Consider the following 15,219-nt stretch of genomic DNA (forward strand, 5'->3'; position numbering starts at 1 on the left):
CGTATGAAGACGGACACGAAGGAGGTCAGAGGCATATGAGCACAGCGGCCGTGATGGAGCTCCCGCAGCGCGTCGAACCGAGGCCTCTCTCGGTGGGGGACGGGTCGGTAAGCTTGATCGACAACATCTCCGTGATGCCTCCCATCGAAGGGATCGTAGTGTCCGACACAGAAGCATCCGACACAGAGTCACCCGATGCCGGCCGTACCGGGACCGCCAAGGCGCCTCGCCGGGCCGATCCGAACGAGTCGCCGGAACAGCTGACCGAACGGTTCGAGCGCGATGCGCTGCCGCTGCTCGACCAGATGTACGGTGCCGCGCTGCGGATGACCCGCAATCCCGCCGACGCCGAGGACCTGGTCCAGGAGACCTACATCAAGGCGTTCACCGCGTTCGCGTCGTTCCGGGAGGGCACCAACCTCAAGGCCTGGCTCTACCGGATTCTCACCAACACCTACATCAACGGCTACCGCAAGAAGCAGCGCCAGCCCGCGCAGTATCCGACCGACGAGATCACCGACTGGCAGATCGCGGCGACCGCCGAGCACACCTCGCAGGGGCTGCGGTCGGCGGAGATCGAGGCGCTCGACGCCCTCCCCGACGACGAGATCAAGGCCGCGCTGCAGGAATTGCCGGAAGACTTCCGGATGGCCGTCTACTACGCCGATGTGGAAGGCCTGCCGTACAAGGAGATCGCCGAGATCATGGACACCCCGATCGGTACCGTCATGTCCCGACTGCACCGCGGTCGCCGTCAGCTGCGTGAGCTGCTGGCCGACGTCGCGCGTGAGCGCGGGTTCAATCGTTCCGCACGTGCGGCGGCGGATGCGGAGGTGGCGCGATGAGCGACGTCGATCCGGAGCTGACCCAGCTCGACTGCTCGGCCGTCATCGCCGATGTCTGGCTCCTGCTGGACAACGAGTGTGACCAGAACGCCCGGGAACGACTCCAGGGCCATCTCGACTCCTGCCCGTCGTGCCTGGCGCACTACGGCATCGAGCAGCAGCTCAAGGCGCTCGTCAACCGGAAGTGCGGCGGCGACCAGGCACCGCAGAGCCTGCGCGACCGTCTGCGCATCGAGATCCGCAAGACCGTGATCGTGCACGAGGTCTCCGACTCCGATCGCTGACCGCGTCGAGCTCGAGCACAACAACCACGACCCACGAAAAAGCCCGGGCGGCCTGATGGCCGTACCCGGGCGTTTTTCGCTTGCTCGCTCGCCGAGACCGCGTGGTGCGGTGATCAGGCGTTGGGGCGCTTGCCGTGGTTGGCGGCGTTCTTCTTACGAGCACGCTTCTTGCGTCCGCGCTTTCCCATGACGCATCTCCTTCATTGCGGGGCGGGCGCCGTGGGACCGGGCCCGCCGTGTACTGGTTCAGCCGTGCTGAGACAACCCTGGCATCGGCCGGGGAGGACATCCCTGGTGTCATCCGGGGAAGACATCCCTGGTGATCGGGACATCACAGTGTCTCAGGGATTCTCCCACGTGCCAAAAACACCTCCGCTGACGCCCCCGGCACCGGGCCCTCCGGGTACGACGCCGTGGGCTAATTTGGGTGCATGGCAGAAGACGTTGTGGCAGAGATCGTCGCGAGTGTCCTCGAGGTGCGCGTCGCCGCGGGGGAGCAGATCGAGGTCGGCGACACCCTGGTCCTGCTGGAGTCGATGAAGATGGAGATCCCCGTGCTGGCCGAGGAGCCGGGCACGCTCGCCGAGGTCAAGGTCGAGGTCGGCGACGTCATCCAGGCCGGCGATGTGATCGCCGTCTTCGAGTAGTGAATCGGCCCCGGCCCCTCGTCGACCCCGTGTACTGAGATGTCCACCCTCTCCGACCTGCTCGCCGAACACACCACGCTGTCCGACTCGGCGGCCGCGCATCTGCAGCGCCTCGTCGCCGAATGGCAGCTGCTCGCCGACCTCTCGTTCGCCGACCTCCTGTTGTCGGTGCGCACGGAGGCCGGCGCGGTCGTCACGGTCGCGCAATGCCGTCCCAACACGGCCTCGACGGTCTTCCCGACCGACGAGGTCGGCCGCGTCATCGACACCGAGGCCCATCCACAGGTGTTGCGCGCCTTCACCTCCGTCCGCATCCTGCGCGACGAGGACCCCACCTGGTTCGGCGCGACGGCCATGCGGCAGGAAGCGGTTCCGGTCGGCTTCGACGGCGAGGTGATCGCCGTGGCGACCCGAGCTGTCGACCTCACCCACCCGCGCCTGCCGTCGCCGCTCGAACTCGCCTATCAGGACTCGGCCGACGACCTGTGCCAGATGGTCGCCGACGGCACCTTTCCGCACGAGGAGGGGAATCCGCGCGGGTTGTCGACGCCCCGCGCCGGCGACGGTTTCGTCCGTCTCGACGGACAGGGACTCGTCACCTATACCAGCCCGAACGCGCTGTCGGCCTTCCACCGGATGGGGTGGACCGCCGAACTCAATCACACCCGCTTGTCCGACGTCGTCAAGCAACTCATCACCGAACCGTTCGAGGCCGACGACGTCGCGCTGATGCTCGACATCGCGGCCGGCGTGGCCGAGATCCCGACCGGCCCCTACCGCGACATCGGGATGCGGGTGGAGGCAGACGCCCGCCGCGCGACGGCCCTGATCCGCGCCGTGCCGCTGCGTCCGCGGGGCGAGACGACCGGAACCGTCGTCCTGATCCGGGACGTCACCGAGGTCAAGCGACGCGACCGTGCACTCATCAGCAAAGACGCCACCATCCGTGAGATCCACCACCGCGTGAAGAACAACCTGCAGTCGGTGTCGGCGCTGTTGCGACTACAGGCGCGGCGCACGTCGAACTCCGACGCCCGCGAGGCGCTCAACGAGGCGGTGCGCCGAGTGGCCTCCATCGCGCTCGTCCACGAGTTGTTGTCGGGCAGCGTGGACGAGGAGGTCGACCTCGACGAGGTCGTCGATCGTCTGGTCCCGATCCTGGTCGATGTCGCGTCGGGGGAGGCGAGGGTGGCTGTGCGCCATCGCGATCGGCTCGGCGTGCTGACCGCCGAACTCGCGATGCCGCTGGTGATGGTCCTCACCGAACTCATCCAGAACGCGATCGAACACGGCTTCGACGCCGCGCCGCACGATGACGCCGAGATCGCGGTCGTCGCCGAACGGGATGTGCGCGGACTTCGAATAGCGGTCCGCGACAACGGTTCCGGCCTCCCGGAGCACTTCGATCTGGCCACGTCCGACCATCTCGGCCTGCAGATCGTCAAGACCTTGGTGTCCATCGAACTGGGCGGTGAGCTCGATGTCCGGTCCAATCCGGGTGGCCCGGGAACCGAAGTGGGTGTCTACATTCCGCTGCGTTCGTGAGCCGTGGTCGCGTACCGCATTGTCTGGCAGCGGTTTCCGCCGGACTCGGCGGACGAGAGCACGAAAAAACCCGGCCGTGGCCGGGTTTCTTCGAGTCCGGGACGACGCCGGCCGTCGAGGCCTAGACGCTGCTCCGGGTACGCGTACGTGCGGTACGGCGCTTGAGTGCGCGTCGCTCGTCCTCGCTCATGCCGCCCCACACTCCGGCATCCTGGCCGGACTCGAGGGCCCACGACAGGCAGTCGGCGGTGACGGGGCACCGCGCGCAGACGAGCTTCGCGTCGGCGACCTGTGCGATGGCCGGGCCGCTGGTCCCCACGGGGAAGAACAGTTCCGGATCCTCGTCGCGACAGATGGCCTTGTGACGCCAGTCCATTCCACTACTCCTTCGGGCGCGTTCGCACCACTCGATCGTCTTGCTGGTGATTGTCGGCTGTAACTCTCAGTTCACGCGGCGCACCAAATGTTTCCGCGTTGTTGCTTGTGAATACTTTCACGAATCGGGCCGAAGTCAATGGGTTTGCTTCACACGTGGGCAACATCACGTCGCCCGCCTAGCACTCCGGTCGCGGACTCCCGAAGGGGGGTCCGGGCACTTTGTCTCACGGCCTTGTTGTAGCCTACGCGTCTCGCGGCGGTAGTGTCGACGACTTTCTGCAGGTCGGGACCCCGTCGCCGGTGAAAAACGCTCGTGACGTGGCCGGACGCCGAGGGTATTGTTCACCACATGCGCCGACGATGTTGATCCACACCGCCCCGGCGGCCCCACCGCAGGCTGACAGCTGCGGCGGTGGGCTCCGCCCTCCTCGAAGACCTCATCCCGCTCTACCCGCTCTACGCCGTCCTGTTCGCCGACCCCGGGATCCCGGGCGCCGGGCTCGGGCCCGCCGAGATCTCGGCGCTGTTCGTCATCTGGTCGGTGTCGTCGGTCATCGTCGAGGTCCCCACCGGTGTGCTGGCCGACCGCGTGTCCCGACGGAAGCTGCTGGTCGCCGGTCCGTTGATCACCGCGTCGGGTTTCGCGCTGTGGACGGTGGCGCCGTCGTTCGCCGCCTTCGCCGCCGGATTCGTCCTGTGGGCCCTCGGTGGTGCGTTACGGTCCGGCACGACACAAGCGCTGGTCTACGACGAGCTGAACCGACTGGGGCGCTCGCAGGACTACGCCCGACTGACCGGGCTCATGCGGGCGGCCGGAGCGATCGGAGTGATCGGCGGCACCGCGGCGGCCGCACCGTTGTTCGCGTGGGGCGGTTACGACGCCGCGGGCGCCGCCAGCGTCGTCGCCTGCGTGTTGTGTTCGGTGATCTCGGCGATGCTGCCCGAGAAGGCTCGGGGCGCCGCCGATCTACCGGAACCAGAGGACGCGGACCCCGACCTCGGTTGGCGGGAGATCGTCCGCCACGGCTGGGGCTCGGTGCGGACGCAGCCGGTCGCACGGCGCATGTTGCTGCTGGGCGTGGCGCTGACCTGGGTCGCGGCGCTCGACGAGTATCTCCCGTTGCTGATCGCGTCGTTCGTGGCCGACGCCGCCGAGCCCGATCCGGCGGCGGTCGCGCTGCTGATGACCGTGGTGTCGGCCGGTGACATCGGCGGCGCGCTCGCGGCGGGGCGGTTCCGGTCGGTCGACGCGATCGGGCCTGCGGTCGGGTTGGGCGCGGTCGTGCTCATCGGGTCGGCGCTGTGGGGGCACCCGGTGGGGGCCGCGGGCGTCGCGACGGCGTTCGGGATCCTGGGGTGGGCGCGGGTCGTGGCCGACGCCGAGCTGCAGGACCATCTGAGTTCGGCGTCGCGGGCCACCGTCACCTCGCTGGCCGGGATGGGCGAGGAGATGGTCGCGATCCTGGCCTTCGCCGGCTGGGCGCTGGGGTCGACATGGCTGGGGCCGGCCGGGCTCTTCGCGGCGGCGGCGCTGCCCTACGTCGTGATGTCGGCGGTGCTGATCGGCGGTGCGATGACCGTGAGGGCGTCACGGCGATGACGAAAACGTATGTCGCGGAACGCCCCGATGTAATCGCCGTCCATCTGGACGTCGATCGGGGCCTCCGCGCGGAAGCACACCTCGTCGACGTCGTCATCCCGAAAGAGGTGGCGCGCCTTCGGATCTGCCTGCGACAGGAGTCGCGTCGCCAGTGGGAGGTTACGGAACACGCCGGTGGAGGTCGCCACGAACACCCCGAGGCCGGTGTGGAAACCGGTGCCGGGGTTGGTGCGGATCTCGCGCGGTCCCAGATAGGTCCACGGGCTGGTGTTGGACACGAAACCGTAACGCGCGCCGACGATCCGGTCCCGGCCGGGGATCTCGACGTCGAACGTGGCCGACGATCCGGACTGCTTCAGGAAGCTGGTGATCGTGGTCCACAGGTATCGGGCCGGCGTCGCGGTCTTGCCCGCGTGCCGCTTGTCCTCCATCGCGTGGATGACGACCGCGTCCATGCCCATGCCCGTGTTGAACAGGAACCAGCGGTCGTCGGTGTGGCCGAGTCCGATCCGGCGACTGCGTCCCGCGTCGAGGAGGGTGATGATTTGCTGTGTCGCCAGCAGCGGGTCGGGATCGATCCCCAGCGTGCGGGCGAAGACGTTGGCGCTACCGCCGGGGATCACGGCCAGGGCGGGCCGCCGCCGGTCGGGATCGCTGCTCGACGGCGGGTCGAGCAGTCCGTTGGCGGCCTCGTTCACCGATCCGTCGCCACCGTGCACGATGACGGTGTCGAAGTCCTCGGCCGCGGCGCGCGCGGCGAGCTCGAACGCATGCCCGCGGTGCGTGGTGAGTTCGACGTCGAGGTGGAAATGCGCGCTCAGGGTGTGCGCCAGCGCGTCGCGGCCGGCCGGACTGGTCGCGGTGGCGAACGGGTTGACGATGAGCATGACACGCACGACACCCGAGGATATGGGGTCGTCGCCGCCCGCGCGTAATCGCGCGGATGTGTACGGCGCCGTCGCTGCGGTGCACACACCCGCGGAGGTCCGCGCGGGAGGACCAAATATCCTGGGACGGTGAGCACCGAGAACGGCCGTCCGGAGTCCGACACCGATCCGTCGGTGACCCCGCGCCAGATCAAGATCGCCGGTGCGGTGACCACGCTGCAGGGGCTGGCCGGTGTTGCGGTCGCGGTGATCCTGGTCGTGCGCGGCCTGGCCGGGCACGAGGAGACCACCATCAGCGGCTACGGCACCGCGGCCTGGTTCGGCATCATCGGCGGGGGAGTACTGGTCGGCGGTCTGGCGCTGCTCTCGGGGCGGCGGTGGGGACGCTCGATCGCCATGGTGGCGCAGATCCTGCTGCTGCCGGTGGCGTATTACCTGTTCACGAGCGGATGGCCGGTGTTCGGCGTGCCGCTGGCGCTCGCGGCGCTCGCGGTCCTGGTGATGCTGTTCAGTCCGGCGTCCATGAGGTGGCTCGCCGACGAACTCGAACCCGAGCGCTGACATCCTCCTCCGGCTGGCTCTCCTCCGTCCGGGAGTGCCGCGCAGCCGAGGTGGACTCTCATCCGACGATCGACGCCCGGGCGGTCGTACAGTAGGGCGCATGACGCGCATCCTCGCGATTGCCAATCAGAAGGGTGGGGTCGCAAAGACCACCACGGTGGAATCCCTCGGTGCCGCCCTCGCCGATCTCGACGTCTCGGTCCTCGTCGTCGATCTCGACCCGCAAGGGTGTCTCACCTTCTCGCTCGGGCACGATCCCGATCAGCTCACCTCCTCGGTCCACGACGTGTTGCTCGGTGACGAGGAGATCGCCGATGTCCTGCTCGACACCGAGGACAAGGTCACCTTGCTGCCGGCGACCATCGACCTGGCCGGCGCCGAGGCGCTGCTGTTGATGCGCCCGGGGCGGGAGTATGCCCTCAAGCGTGCACTCGCGGAGGTGAGCGAGGACTTCGACGTCGTCATCGTCGACTGCCCGCCGTCGCTCGGCGTGCTCACCCTGAACGGTCTCACCGCGGCGGACGAGGTGATCGTGCCGCTGCAGTGCGAGACGCTCGCCCATCGTGGCGTCGGGCAGCTGTTGCGCACGGTCCGGGAGGTCCAGCAGATCACCAACCCGAACCTCACGATGCTGGGTGCGGTGGCCACCTTGTTCGACGCCCGGACCACGCACAGCCGCGACGTTCTCGCCGACGTGGCCGATCGGTACGACCTGCCGGTGCTCGACCCGCCCATCCCGCGCACGGTGCGTTTCGCCGAGGCCTCCGCCTCCGGGACGTCGGTCATGCGGGGCCGAAAGAACAAGGGCGCGATGGCATATCGCGCGCTCGCCGAGAATCTGTGGAAGCACTGGGAGGCGGGCGCCGAAGTCGGCACCTTCGAGGTCTGACAGTCGGGTCTGAGGTTCGGGGGGCCGTGGGGTCAGCCCGGACCGAAGGCCTCGATCCGTGGTCCGTGCTGTTCGACGACGATGTCGCCGAGGACACGCAGACTCACCACGGGCGCGGCCGGTTCGCTCCGGGCGAGCGGGATGGACCGGATCTCCCGGCCGGTCGCGACATCGCGGACGCTGATCCCGGTGGTGCTCGGCAGCAGGAGTTGTCCCGCCATCATCTGGCCGGGTCCCAATGTGCCGGGGACCTGGTAGATCGGATTCAGCGTCTGGGCATTCAGGACGACGGTCGCCTTCCCGGTCCAGTAGGTGACGATCCCGTCGGAGGAGATCGGGACGCTGCCGGCGGGCGGCGTCGAGTCACCGGCGACGGTGTTGCTCCCCGCCGCGTTCGCGTCGGTGTCGAACCGGCGGATCGCCGGCCCGCTCTCGGCGTCGAACGTGGGCGGTTCGGCCGGTGCGGCGCCACCGTCGTACACGGCGATCCCCGACGACGACATCGCGATGACCACGGGCGGCGGTCCGCTCACGTCGCCGGTGATGAGGGTCGACCCGTACTGTTCGACCTTCTCGTCGTCGCCGAGTACCGCGCCGAGGACCGTGAGCCGATACCCGGGGTCGTCGGCGCAGCGTTCGACGACGGCCACGCGATCGCCCGACACCACCGACGAGAACAGCTCGCAGTCGACGCGATCGGGCGCGTCCTCCGGTCGGACCGGCGCCTCGACCCGGCCGTATTCGATTCCGCGAACGAGATTGGAGCCCCAGGTCTCCATCCGGCGGGGGCCCTGCGCGACGACGTACCCCGAGTCGGTCGCGAGCCGGACCTCCGGGTCGGCGTCGCTGGTGCGGGCGCCCTTCCGGCTGCCGGTGCCCGCATCGAGAGCGGTCACCTCCGAGCAGCCGCGGCTGTTGCGGTACACGGCCAGCGCCAGATCGGCGCTCCCGGTCCAGGCGGTGCCGACCGCACACAGGTCGAGATCGCGGCTGTACGACCAGAGTTCGCGACCGGTGGCCGGGTCGTGCCCGACGACCCGTCCGCCGTTCCCGGTGACGACGGCGGAGGTGCCGATCGCGGGGGCGCGGGTGGCGTCGGAGTCGGCACGCCAGCGCGCGACGAAACTCGCGGGCACGGACTGTGCCGGCTGCACCGCGGCGGGTTCGGCCGCGGCCGGCACGCTCGTGGTGTGGCGAACCGGGCTGAGGGCCCAGGCGGTGACGCACAGGGCCGCGACGACGACCACGATGGCCGCGGTGACCGCGAGATCGATCGGGCGGCGCCGTTCGGGCCTGACTCGTGCCACGCGGGTCAGCCGGTGGTCAGTCGGCGACAGCTGCTGTGGACTCCGACGCGCCGGCGTCGGACGTGGCGGTCTGCTCGCCGGCGGGCTTGCGGTTGGCGCCACCCCGACGGCGACGACGGCGGCGCGGCTTCGCGGTGCCGTCACCGGCGGCGGTGTCGCTGCCGGACTCGGTCGTCGTGATCTCGGTTGTCGTGGTCTCGGTTGTCGTGGTCTCGGTTGTCGCGGACTCGGCAGCCGACTCGGTGGACGTGCCATTGCCGTCCGTCTGTCCGCCCCGGGTGCGACGGCGGGTGCGGGTCGAGCGTTTGCGCGGCTCGCGGTCCGCGCGCGTCTCCCGGGTCTCGTCGGGGTCGCGCGGCGGCTTGGCGGCGGCGATCCGGCCCGTCTTCGACTCGTCGATCGACAGGTCCGACCGGAGATGTTCGGACGTCGAGTAGGTCTCCGGCGGATCGGGGATACCGAGATTCAGCGCCTTGTCGATGAGCTCCCAGCGGTGCAGCTCGTCCCAGTCGACGAGGGTCACCGCGATGCCCGTGCGCCCGGCGCGACCGGTACGGCCGATGCGGTGCACGTAGGTCTTGTCGTCTTCGGGGCACTGGTAGTTGATGACATGGGTGACGTCGTCGATGTCGATGCCGCGGGCGGCCACGTCGGTGGCGACCAGCACGTCGATGGTGCCGTCGCGGAACCGCTTGAGCGCCTTCTCGCGGGCAACCTGGCCGAGATCGCCGTGGACCGCGCCGACCTTGAAGCCGCGCTCGGCGAGATCGTCGGCGACCTTCTGCGCGGTGCGCTTGGTGCGGGTGAAGATCATCGTCGCGCCGCGACCCTCGGCCTGAAGGATGCGGGCGACGAGCTCGGCCTTGTCCAGCGCGTGCGCCCGGTAGGCGTACTGCTTGGTGCGGTCGTGGACCGCGGAGTCGTTGGCGTTCTCGGCCCGGATGTGGGTCGGCCGGTTCAGGAACGTGCGGGCCAGGGTGACGATCGGACCGGGCATGGTCGCCGAGAACAGCATCGTCTGACGAGGCGTCGGCAGTGCGGACATGATGCGCTCGATGTCGGGCAGGAAGCCGAGGTCGAGCATTTCGTCGGCCTCGTCGAGGACCAGGATCGACACCTTGCCGAGGACGAGGTGGCCCTGCTGGGCGAGGTCGAGGAGCCGGCCCGGGGTGCCGACCACGACGTCGACGCCGGACTGCAGTTCGGCGATCTGCGACTCGTAGGGACGGCCACCGTAGATCGAGGTGACCTTCAGAGGGCGCTTCGTCCCATCGGCAAGAATGACCTCGAGCGACGGTGCCGCCACCTGGAGATCGCCGGTCACCTGCACGCACAGCTCGCGCGTGGGCACGATGATCAGCGCGCGGGGAGTGTTGTCCAGCGGACGGACCCCGGACTCCTCGGCATGGGCGAGCCGGTGCAGCAGCGGGATGCCGAAACCGAAGGTCTTGCCCATGCCGGTGCGGGCCTGGCCGATGAGGTCGTGGCCTTCGAGCGCCAGCGGCAGGGTCAGTTCCTGGATCGCGAAGGTGTGGGTCTTGCCGTCTGCGGCCAGGGCCGAGACGATACGGTCGTCGACGCCCAGCTCGGCGAAGGTGGGGGCGGTATGGGTGTCGTCGACGATGGTCGTCTGCACGGCGGAATCGCTCATGTGCGGTTGTGTGCCTTTCTGGGCCGGTCTGCGCGCGATGTGTTTCGGTGCGCGCACGGAGAAGGCTCGAAAGTGCACGCGCATATGTCGTAGTGGCACCGGGGATGTGACCGGGTATCGCGAGGAACTCGCAGTTCGGCGAGCAACGCCGTCGTCACATCCACACGCTCGCGCCGGCGAGCACGCGCTCCACGCGCAGCTCAGCGGGCAAGCGACGGGGGGTCCCGTCGGAGTGCACCGCCGTCGAGTGTACTTGGTGCCCCGCGGCGGCCCGCTACCATCACCTCATGGCGCCAGCATCCGACCCGTCCGAGTCGACCCCGTCACCTGCGACGTCCACCTCGGTGGCGTCGGCCGAGATGCGGGATTCGGCGATCGGGAAGCTGTTCGCCGTGCTGCTCGCCGGCGAGTTCGCCGCGTTCCACCGGCTCATCGAGGAGTCGGCGATGGCGCCGGATGTGCCCAGCCGCATCGCGATCGCCCGGATGGCGGCCTCCGAGGTCGGTCACTTCGACCGGCTCGCCGAGCGGGTGGAGGCGATGACCGGCCTCGGCGCCGCGGAAGCGGTCGAGCGCTACCGTTCGGTGTTCGATCAGTATCACCGCGCGACGACTCCGAAGACCTGGTACGAGGCGCTGGTCAAGGCGTATGTCGGCGACGGACTCGCGGCCGACTTCTACGCCGAACTCTCCGACATGCTGCCGCCGGACTCACAGGCCGTGATGGCCGAGGTGATGTCGGAAACCGCCAACTCCCAGTTCGCCCGGGACCAGGTCCGGGCGGCCGTCGAGGCCGACCCGTCGATCAAATCGGCCCTGGTCCTGTGGGGTCGCCGGCTGCTCGGTGAGGCCATCACCCATGCGCAGTGGGTTCTCGCCGCCGAGGAAGAGGTCACCGATCTGCTCTTCGCCGGGGCCAGTTCGCTGACCGGCGTCGCCGGGTTCTTCGACGTCGTCGCCGGCAAACACGCCGAGCGGATGGCGGACCTCGGCCTCGCCTGAGTCGGCCCTGGCCACGACGGTCGTCCGCCCACGGTGTTTCGCTCTGAGCGGAGTGGCTGTCCCGCCGTACCCCGGCTGCACTAGCCTTGTGCGGCAAGCGTTGACAGACACCGAGGAGGGCGGCACATGGCCGTGGAAGTGAAGATCGGCATCACCGACAGCCCGCGGGAGCTGACCATCGCGTCGACCCTGACCAGCGACAAGGCCTTCGCCGAGGTCGAGGCGGCACTGGGTGGCAAGCAGCAGCTATTGTCCCTCGTGGACGACAAGGGCGCCCGCTACCTCATCCCGGTCACCAAGATCGCCTATGTCGAGGTGGGTGCGTCGGAGAACCGCCGCGTCGGATTCGGTTCCTGACGGGCGGCACAACCAGATCGACGAAAAGGGGCCTGTACGCCGGATGGCGTGCAGGCCCCCTCTCGTATCGGAAGTGGGTTCAGGCGGTGCCGTTGACAGTCGGCCCGCTCGCTTCGCTCCCGGCGCCGGTCACATTCGGCCCGCTCGCTTCGCTCCCGGCGCCGGTGACTTCGGTGCCCGGCTCGACGACCGGCTGCGCGTCGGCCGACGCCGTCTGTCGCGGGAAGTGCGACAACCCGCCCCAGAGGAGGGCGACCGTGGTGTCCACAGCGGTCTGCTTGTCGACCGGGCGCTTGGCCTCGAGCCAGTAGCGGGCGTTGACCTGGCTGGCGCCGACGAGCCCCGACGCGAGCATCCGCGAACGGTACGGGTCGAGGCCGGAATCGTGCATGACCAGGCCGTACACGGCATCGACGCACGCCTCGGTCGCGCCCTCCACCCGGCGGATGACGGCGGGATCGGAGGCATCGGAGGAGAAGATCAACCGGTAGCCCGAGTTGTCCTGATCGATGAAGTCGAAGAAGGCCTGGACCGCGGCACGGACGCGCTTACGGTTGTCGGTGGTCGTCCGCAGGGCGGTGTTGACGTCGCTCACCAGCTTCTCGGCGTGGGAGTCCACGACCGCGATGTACAGGTCGAGCTTCGACGGGAAGTGTTGATACAGAACGGGTTTGCTCACTCCCGCGTGCACCGCGATCTCATCCATGCCGGCCGCGTGGTAGCCGCGTTCGACGAAGATCTCACTGGCCGCGTCGAGCAACTGCATACGTCGTGCGCTGCGCGGCAGGCGAGTGCTGCGGCCGGGCACGGCGGACGCGTTGGTTGCGGTCGACATGCCCAAGAGAGTACTCGGCGGAGCTTCCTGCGCAGTATCGGTGGTCTGCTGTGAGAAAGTTGACCGGTGAGCCGCACAGAGGACGGTGGCCCCGGGTCCGAGCGTGGCCGGGTGCGTGCCAAGGATGTCGGCCCGAGATCGTCGGGACGCCCCAGACCGGACCAGCCGCTACGAGCGCGCTGGGACCCGACCGACGACAGCGGACGTCCCCGCGTCGACCGCGATGCCCAGCCGGAATACAAGAAGCAGTCGGCGCTCGGGCGGTTCGTCTCGACCTATGGGTGGCGTGCCTATGCGATCCCGGTGCTCACGATCCTGACGATCGCGCTGATCGTCGTCACCATCCGGGACGGCCGGACCGATGCGCTCGAGCCGGCGGCGGCCGCCAGCCCCGACTCCGCGGCGCGCAACACCGACATCAGCAAGGAGACCCGCCCGATCGGTGCCCCCACCGGCGACATCCAGGCGGCCGCGCTGCCCGCCGGGACGCTGCCCCAGGGCGGCCCGTTCACCGACCGGGCCCGCAAGACGTTCCGGGTTCTGCGCGGCGGCGGTCCGCCCGTCGGCACCGGCGGGCAGGTGTACACCTACACGGTGGAGGTGGAGAACGGCCTCGACCCGCAGGACTACGGCGGTGACCCGACCTTCGCGAAGATGGTGGACACGACGCTGGCCAACCCGCGCAGTTGGATCGGCGACGGCCGCGTCTCCTTCCGCCGTGTCGATCGCGGCGAACCCGACCTCCGCATCTCGCTCACCTCGACCGGCACCACCCGCGAGCTGTGCGGGTACCAGATCCGCCTGGAGACCTCCTGCTACTACCCGCCGCAGGCGCGGGTGACGCTGAACGAGGCCCGATGGGTGCGCGGTGCGCTGTCCTATCAGGGTGACGACGTCGCCTACCGGCAGTACCTCATCAACCACGAGGTCGGTCACGGCATCGGCTACGAGGCGCACGAGGCGTGCCGCGAGGACGGCGCGCTCGCGCCGATCATGATGCAGCAGTCCTTCGGCGTCGCGAACTCCGAGATCATGGCCCTCGACCCGCAGATGAAGGCCAACCGGACCTTCGTGTGCCGTCCCAATCCCTGGCCGTTCCCCACCCGCTGACCGGGAATGCCGCCGCGGACTCATCCGTTGTGCCGGGGGTACGTAGTCAGCCCGAACAATGGAGGCGTTCGTGTCATCGCAAGGGTCGCCCACAGGGTCGCTGCCGCCGCTGGTGGAACCGGCCGCGGAACTGAGCAACGAAGAGGTGGCCCGCTACAGCCGTCACCTGATCATCCCGGACGTGGGGATGGACGGTCAGAAGCGTCTGAAGAACGCCAAGGTGCTGGTGATCGGCGCCGGCGGACTGGGTTCGCCGACACTGCTGTACCTCGCTGCGGCGGGAGTCGGGACGATCGGCATCGTCGAGTTCGACATCGTCGACGAATCCAACCTGCAGCGACAGGTCATCCACGGCCAGTCCGACATCGGCCGGCCCAAGGCCGAGAGCGCGCGGGACTCCATCCTGGAGATCAACCCCTTCGTCACCGTCAACCTGCATGACCAGCGGCTCGAGCCCGAGGGTGCGATCGAACTGTTCTCGCAGTACGACCTCATCCTCGACGGCACCGACAACTTCGCGACGCGGTACCTGGTCAACGACGCCGCGGTCCTCGCGCACAAGCCCTACGTGTGGGGGTCGATCTACCGCTTCGAGGGTCAGGCCTCGGTCTTCTGGGAGGACGCCCCCGACGGCCGCGGTCTCAATTACCGTGACCTCTACCCGCAGGCACCGCCGCCCGGGATGGTGCCGTCCTGCGCCGAAGGCGGTGTACTCGGCATCCTCTGCGCCTCGATCGGATCGATCATGGGCACCGAGGCCATCAAGCTGATCTGTGGGATCGGCGAGCCCCTCCTCGGTCGACTCATGGTGTACGACGCCCTCGACATGACCTACCGGACCATCAAGATCCGCAAGGATCCGGAGGGTGAGCGGATCGCCGGTCTCATCGACTACGACGACTTCTGCGGTGTCGTCTCCTCGGAGGCGTCCGACGCCGCCGCGGGGTCGACGCTGACCGCCGTCGAACTCAAGCAGAAGATCGACGCGGGCGAGAAGCTGGCGATCATCGACGTCCGGGAGCCCGTCGAATGGGACATCGTCCGCATCGACGGCGCGACCCTTATCCCGAAGGGCGACATCCTCTCCGGCGAGGGTCTCGCCCAGGTGCCGCAGGACCGGCCCACCGTGCTCTACTGCAAGACCGGCATCCGGTCCGCCGAGGCGCTCGCCGCGCTCAAACGAGCCGGTTTCGCCGACGCCACGCATCTGCAGGGCGGCGTGACCGCGTGGGCGAACCAGGTCGACAAGACGTTGCCGGTCTACTGAGCCCGGTCATCGATCCGCACGTCGGTGCGCGTGGTTGCCGCGTGCCTTCCGGAAA

General features: G+C 68.9%; 17 protein-coding genes. 11 read left to right on the forward strand and 6 right to left on the reverse strand.

The annotated features are described in order from the left end of the window. Positions 1-35 precede the first annotated feature (35 nt). The gene (locus ACFVHY_RS20280) at positions 36-845 is read left to right on the forward strand and encodes a sigma-70 family RNA polymerase sigma factor (protein ID WP_078113362.1); all 810 of its coding nucleotides are present in this window, start codon (positions 36-38) and stop codon (positions 843-845) included. Continuing rightward, a complete protein-coding gene (rsrA, locus tag ACFVHY_RS20285) occupies positions 842-1,129 on the forward strand; it encodes a mycothiol system anti-sigma-R factor (protein ID WP_390275091.1) in 288 nt (95 codons plus the stop codon). Before ACFVHY_RS20280 ends, rsrA begins: the two co-directional genes overlap by 4 nt. A 113-nt stretch (positions 1,130-1,242) precedes the next feature. Here rsrA and ACFVHY_RS20290 read toward each other — a convergent pair whose 3' ends face one another. Beyond that, entirely contained in the window at positions 1,243-1,317 is a 75-nt protein-coding gene (locus tag ACFVHY_RS20290) for a 50S ribosomal protein bL37 (RefSeq protein WP_369758845.1), read from the reverse strand. Between the two features lie 243 nt (positions 1,318-1,560). Here ACFVHY_RS20290 and ACFVHY_RS20295 point away from each other — a divergent pair, with 243 nt between their 5' ends. Together ACFVHY_RS20295 and ACFVHY_RS20300 are read left to right on the forward strand one after the other, a co-directional pair. Continuing rightward, positions 1,561-1,776: a biotin/lipoyl-binding carrier protein gene (locus ACFVHY_RS20295; RefSeq protein ID WP_033206071.1), complete on the forward strand. Its 216-nt coding sequence runs from the start codon at positions 1,561-1,563 to the stop codon at positions 1,774-1,776. 39 nt (positions 1,777-1,815) lie between these two features. Beyond that, positions 1,816-3,321: a sensor histidine kinase gene (locus ACFVHY_RS20300; RefSeq protein ID WP_390275093.1), complete on the forward strand. Its 1,506-nt coding sequence runs from the start codon at positions 1,816-1,818 to the stop codon at positions 3,319-3,321. Positions 3,322-3,442: 121 nt separating this feature from the next. Here the strand turns inward: ACFVHY_RS20300 and ACFVHY_RS20305 are convergent, their stop codons facing one another. Continuing rightward, positions 3,443-3,697, reverse strand: coding sequence for a WhiB family transcriptional regulator (locus ACFVHY_RS20305; RefSeq protein WP_004023450.1), 255 nt, complete (start codon positions 3,695-3,697; stop codon positions 3,443-3,445). Positions 3,698-4,111: 414 nt separating this feature from the next. Here ACFVHY_RS20305 and ACFVHY_RS20310 point away from each other — a divergent pair, with 414 nt between their 5' ends. Next, on the forward strand, positions 4,112-5,299 hold the full coding sequence (locus ACFVHY_RS20310; protein WP_390275096.1) for an MFS transporter: 1,188 nt from the start codon (positions 4,112-4,114) through the stop codon (positions 5,297-5,299). Here the strand turns inward: ACFVHY_RS20310 and ACFVHY_RS20315 are convergent. After that, positions 5,236-6,186 (reverse strand): diacylglycerol kinase family protein, encoded by a 951-nt coding sequence (locus ACFVHY_RS20315; RefSeq protein WP_175401173.1) that lies wholly within the window; start codon positions 6,184-6,186, stop codon positions 5,236-5,238. The two genes, ACFVHY_RS20310 and ACFVHY_RS20315, sit on opposite strands and share 64 nt — an antisense overlap. 129 nt (positions 6,187-6,315) lie before the next feature. Between ACFVHY_RS20315 and ACFVHY_RS20320 the strand changes: the two genes are divergently transcribed. Both ACFVHY_RS20320 and ACFVHY_RS20325 read left to right on the forward strand, forming a co-directional pair. Then, the gene (locus tag ACFVHY_RS20320) at positions 6,316-6,747 is read left to right on the forward strand and encodes a hypothetical protein (RefSeq protein WP_055475551.1); all 432 of its coding nucleotides are present in this window, start codon (positions 6,316-6,318) and stop codon (positions 6,745-6,747) included. Between the two features lie 100 nt (positions 6,748-6,847). After that, positions 6,848-7,636: a ParA family protein gene (locus ACFVHY_RS20325; protein ID WP_390275098.1), complete on the forward strand. Its 789-nt coding sequence runs from the start codon at positions 6,848-6,850 to the stop codon at positions 7,634-7,636. 32 nt (positions 7,637-7,668) lie between these two features. Here ACFVHY_RS20325 and ACFVHY_RS20330 read toward each other — a convergent pair whose 3' ends face one another. Beyond that, positions 7,669-8,943, reverse strand: a complete 1,275-nt coding sequence (locus tag ACFVHY_RS20330) for a hypothetical protein (RefSeq protein ID WP_390275100.1) — start codon at positions 8,941-8,943, stop codon at positions 7,669-7,671. 16 nt (positions 8,944-8,959) lie between these two features. Then, complete coding sequence (locus ACFVHY_RS20335) at positions 8,960-10,594, reverse strand: DEAD/DEAH box helicase (protein WP_390275102.1); 1,635 nt, start codon at positions 10,592-10,594, stop codon at positions 8,960-8,962. Positions 10,595-10,881: 287 nt separating this feature from the next. Between ACFVHY_RS20335 and ACFVHY_RS20340 the strand changes: the two genes are divergently transcribed. Next, the gene (locus ACFVHY_RS20340) at positions 10,882-11,595 is read left to right on the forward strand and encodes a ferritin-like fold-containing protein (protein ID WP_083207443.1); all 714 of its coding nucleotides are present in this window, start codon (positions 10,882-10,884) and stop codon (positions 11,593-11,595) included. 126 nt (positions 11,596-11,721) lie between these two features. After that, on the forward strand, positions 11,722-11,952 hold the full coding sequence (locus ACFVHY_RS20345) for a DUF3107 domain-containing protein (protein WP_004023442.1): 231 nt from the start codon (positions 11,722-11,724) through the stop codon (positions 11,950-11,952). Between the two features lie 79 nt (positions 11,953-12,031). On the opposite strand, the gene ACFVHY_RS20350 is transcribed toward ACFVHY_RS20345, so the two are convergent. After that, positions 12,032-12,787 (reverse strand): TetR/AcrR family transcriptional regulator, encoded by a 756-nt coding sequence (locus ACFVHY_RS20350; RefSeq protein WP_390275106.1) that lies wholly within the window; start codon positions 12,785-12,787, stop codon positions 12,032-12,034. Between the two features lie 66 nt (positions 12,788-12,853). On the opposite strand from ACFVHY_RS20350, the gene ACFVHY_RS20355 reads away from it, so the two are divergent. Together ACFVHY_RS20355 and moeZ are read left to right on the forward strand one after the other, a co-directional pair. After that, complete coding sequence (locus ACFVHY_RS20355) at positions 12,854-13,897, forward strand: DUF3152 domain-containing protein (protein WP_390275109.1); 1,044 nt, start codon at positions 12,854-12,856, stop codon at positions 13,895-13,897. Between the two features lie 58 nt (positions 13,898-13,955). Beyond that, positions 13,956-15,164, forward strand: coding sequence for an adenylyltransferase/sulfurtransferase MoeZ (moeZ, locus tag ACFVHY_RS20360; protein ID WP_390275112.1), 1,209 nt, complete (start codon positions 13,956-13,958; stop codon positions 15,162-15,164). The last annotated feature ends 55 nt before the right edge of the window (positions 15,165-15,219 follow it).

It is taken from the genome of Gordonia sp. NPDC127522 (assembly GCF_042672305.1).
Taxonomy (GTDB): domain Bacteria; phylum Actinomycetota; class Actinomycetes; order Mycobacteriales; family Mycobacteriaceae; genus Gordonia; species Gordonia hongkongensis.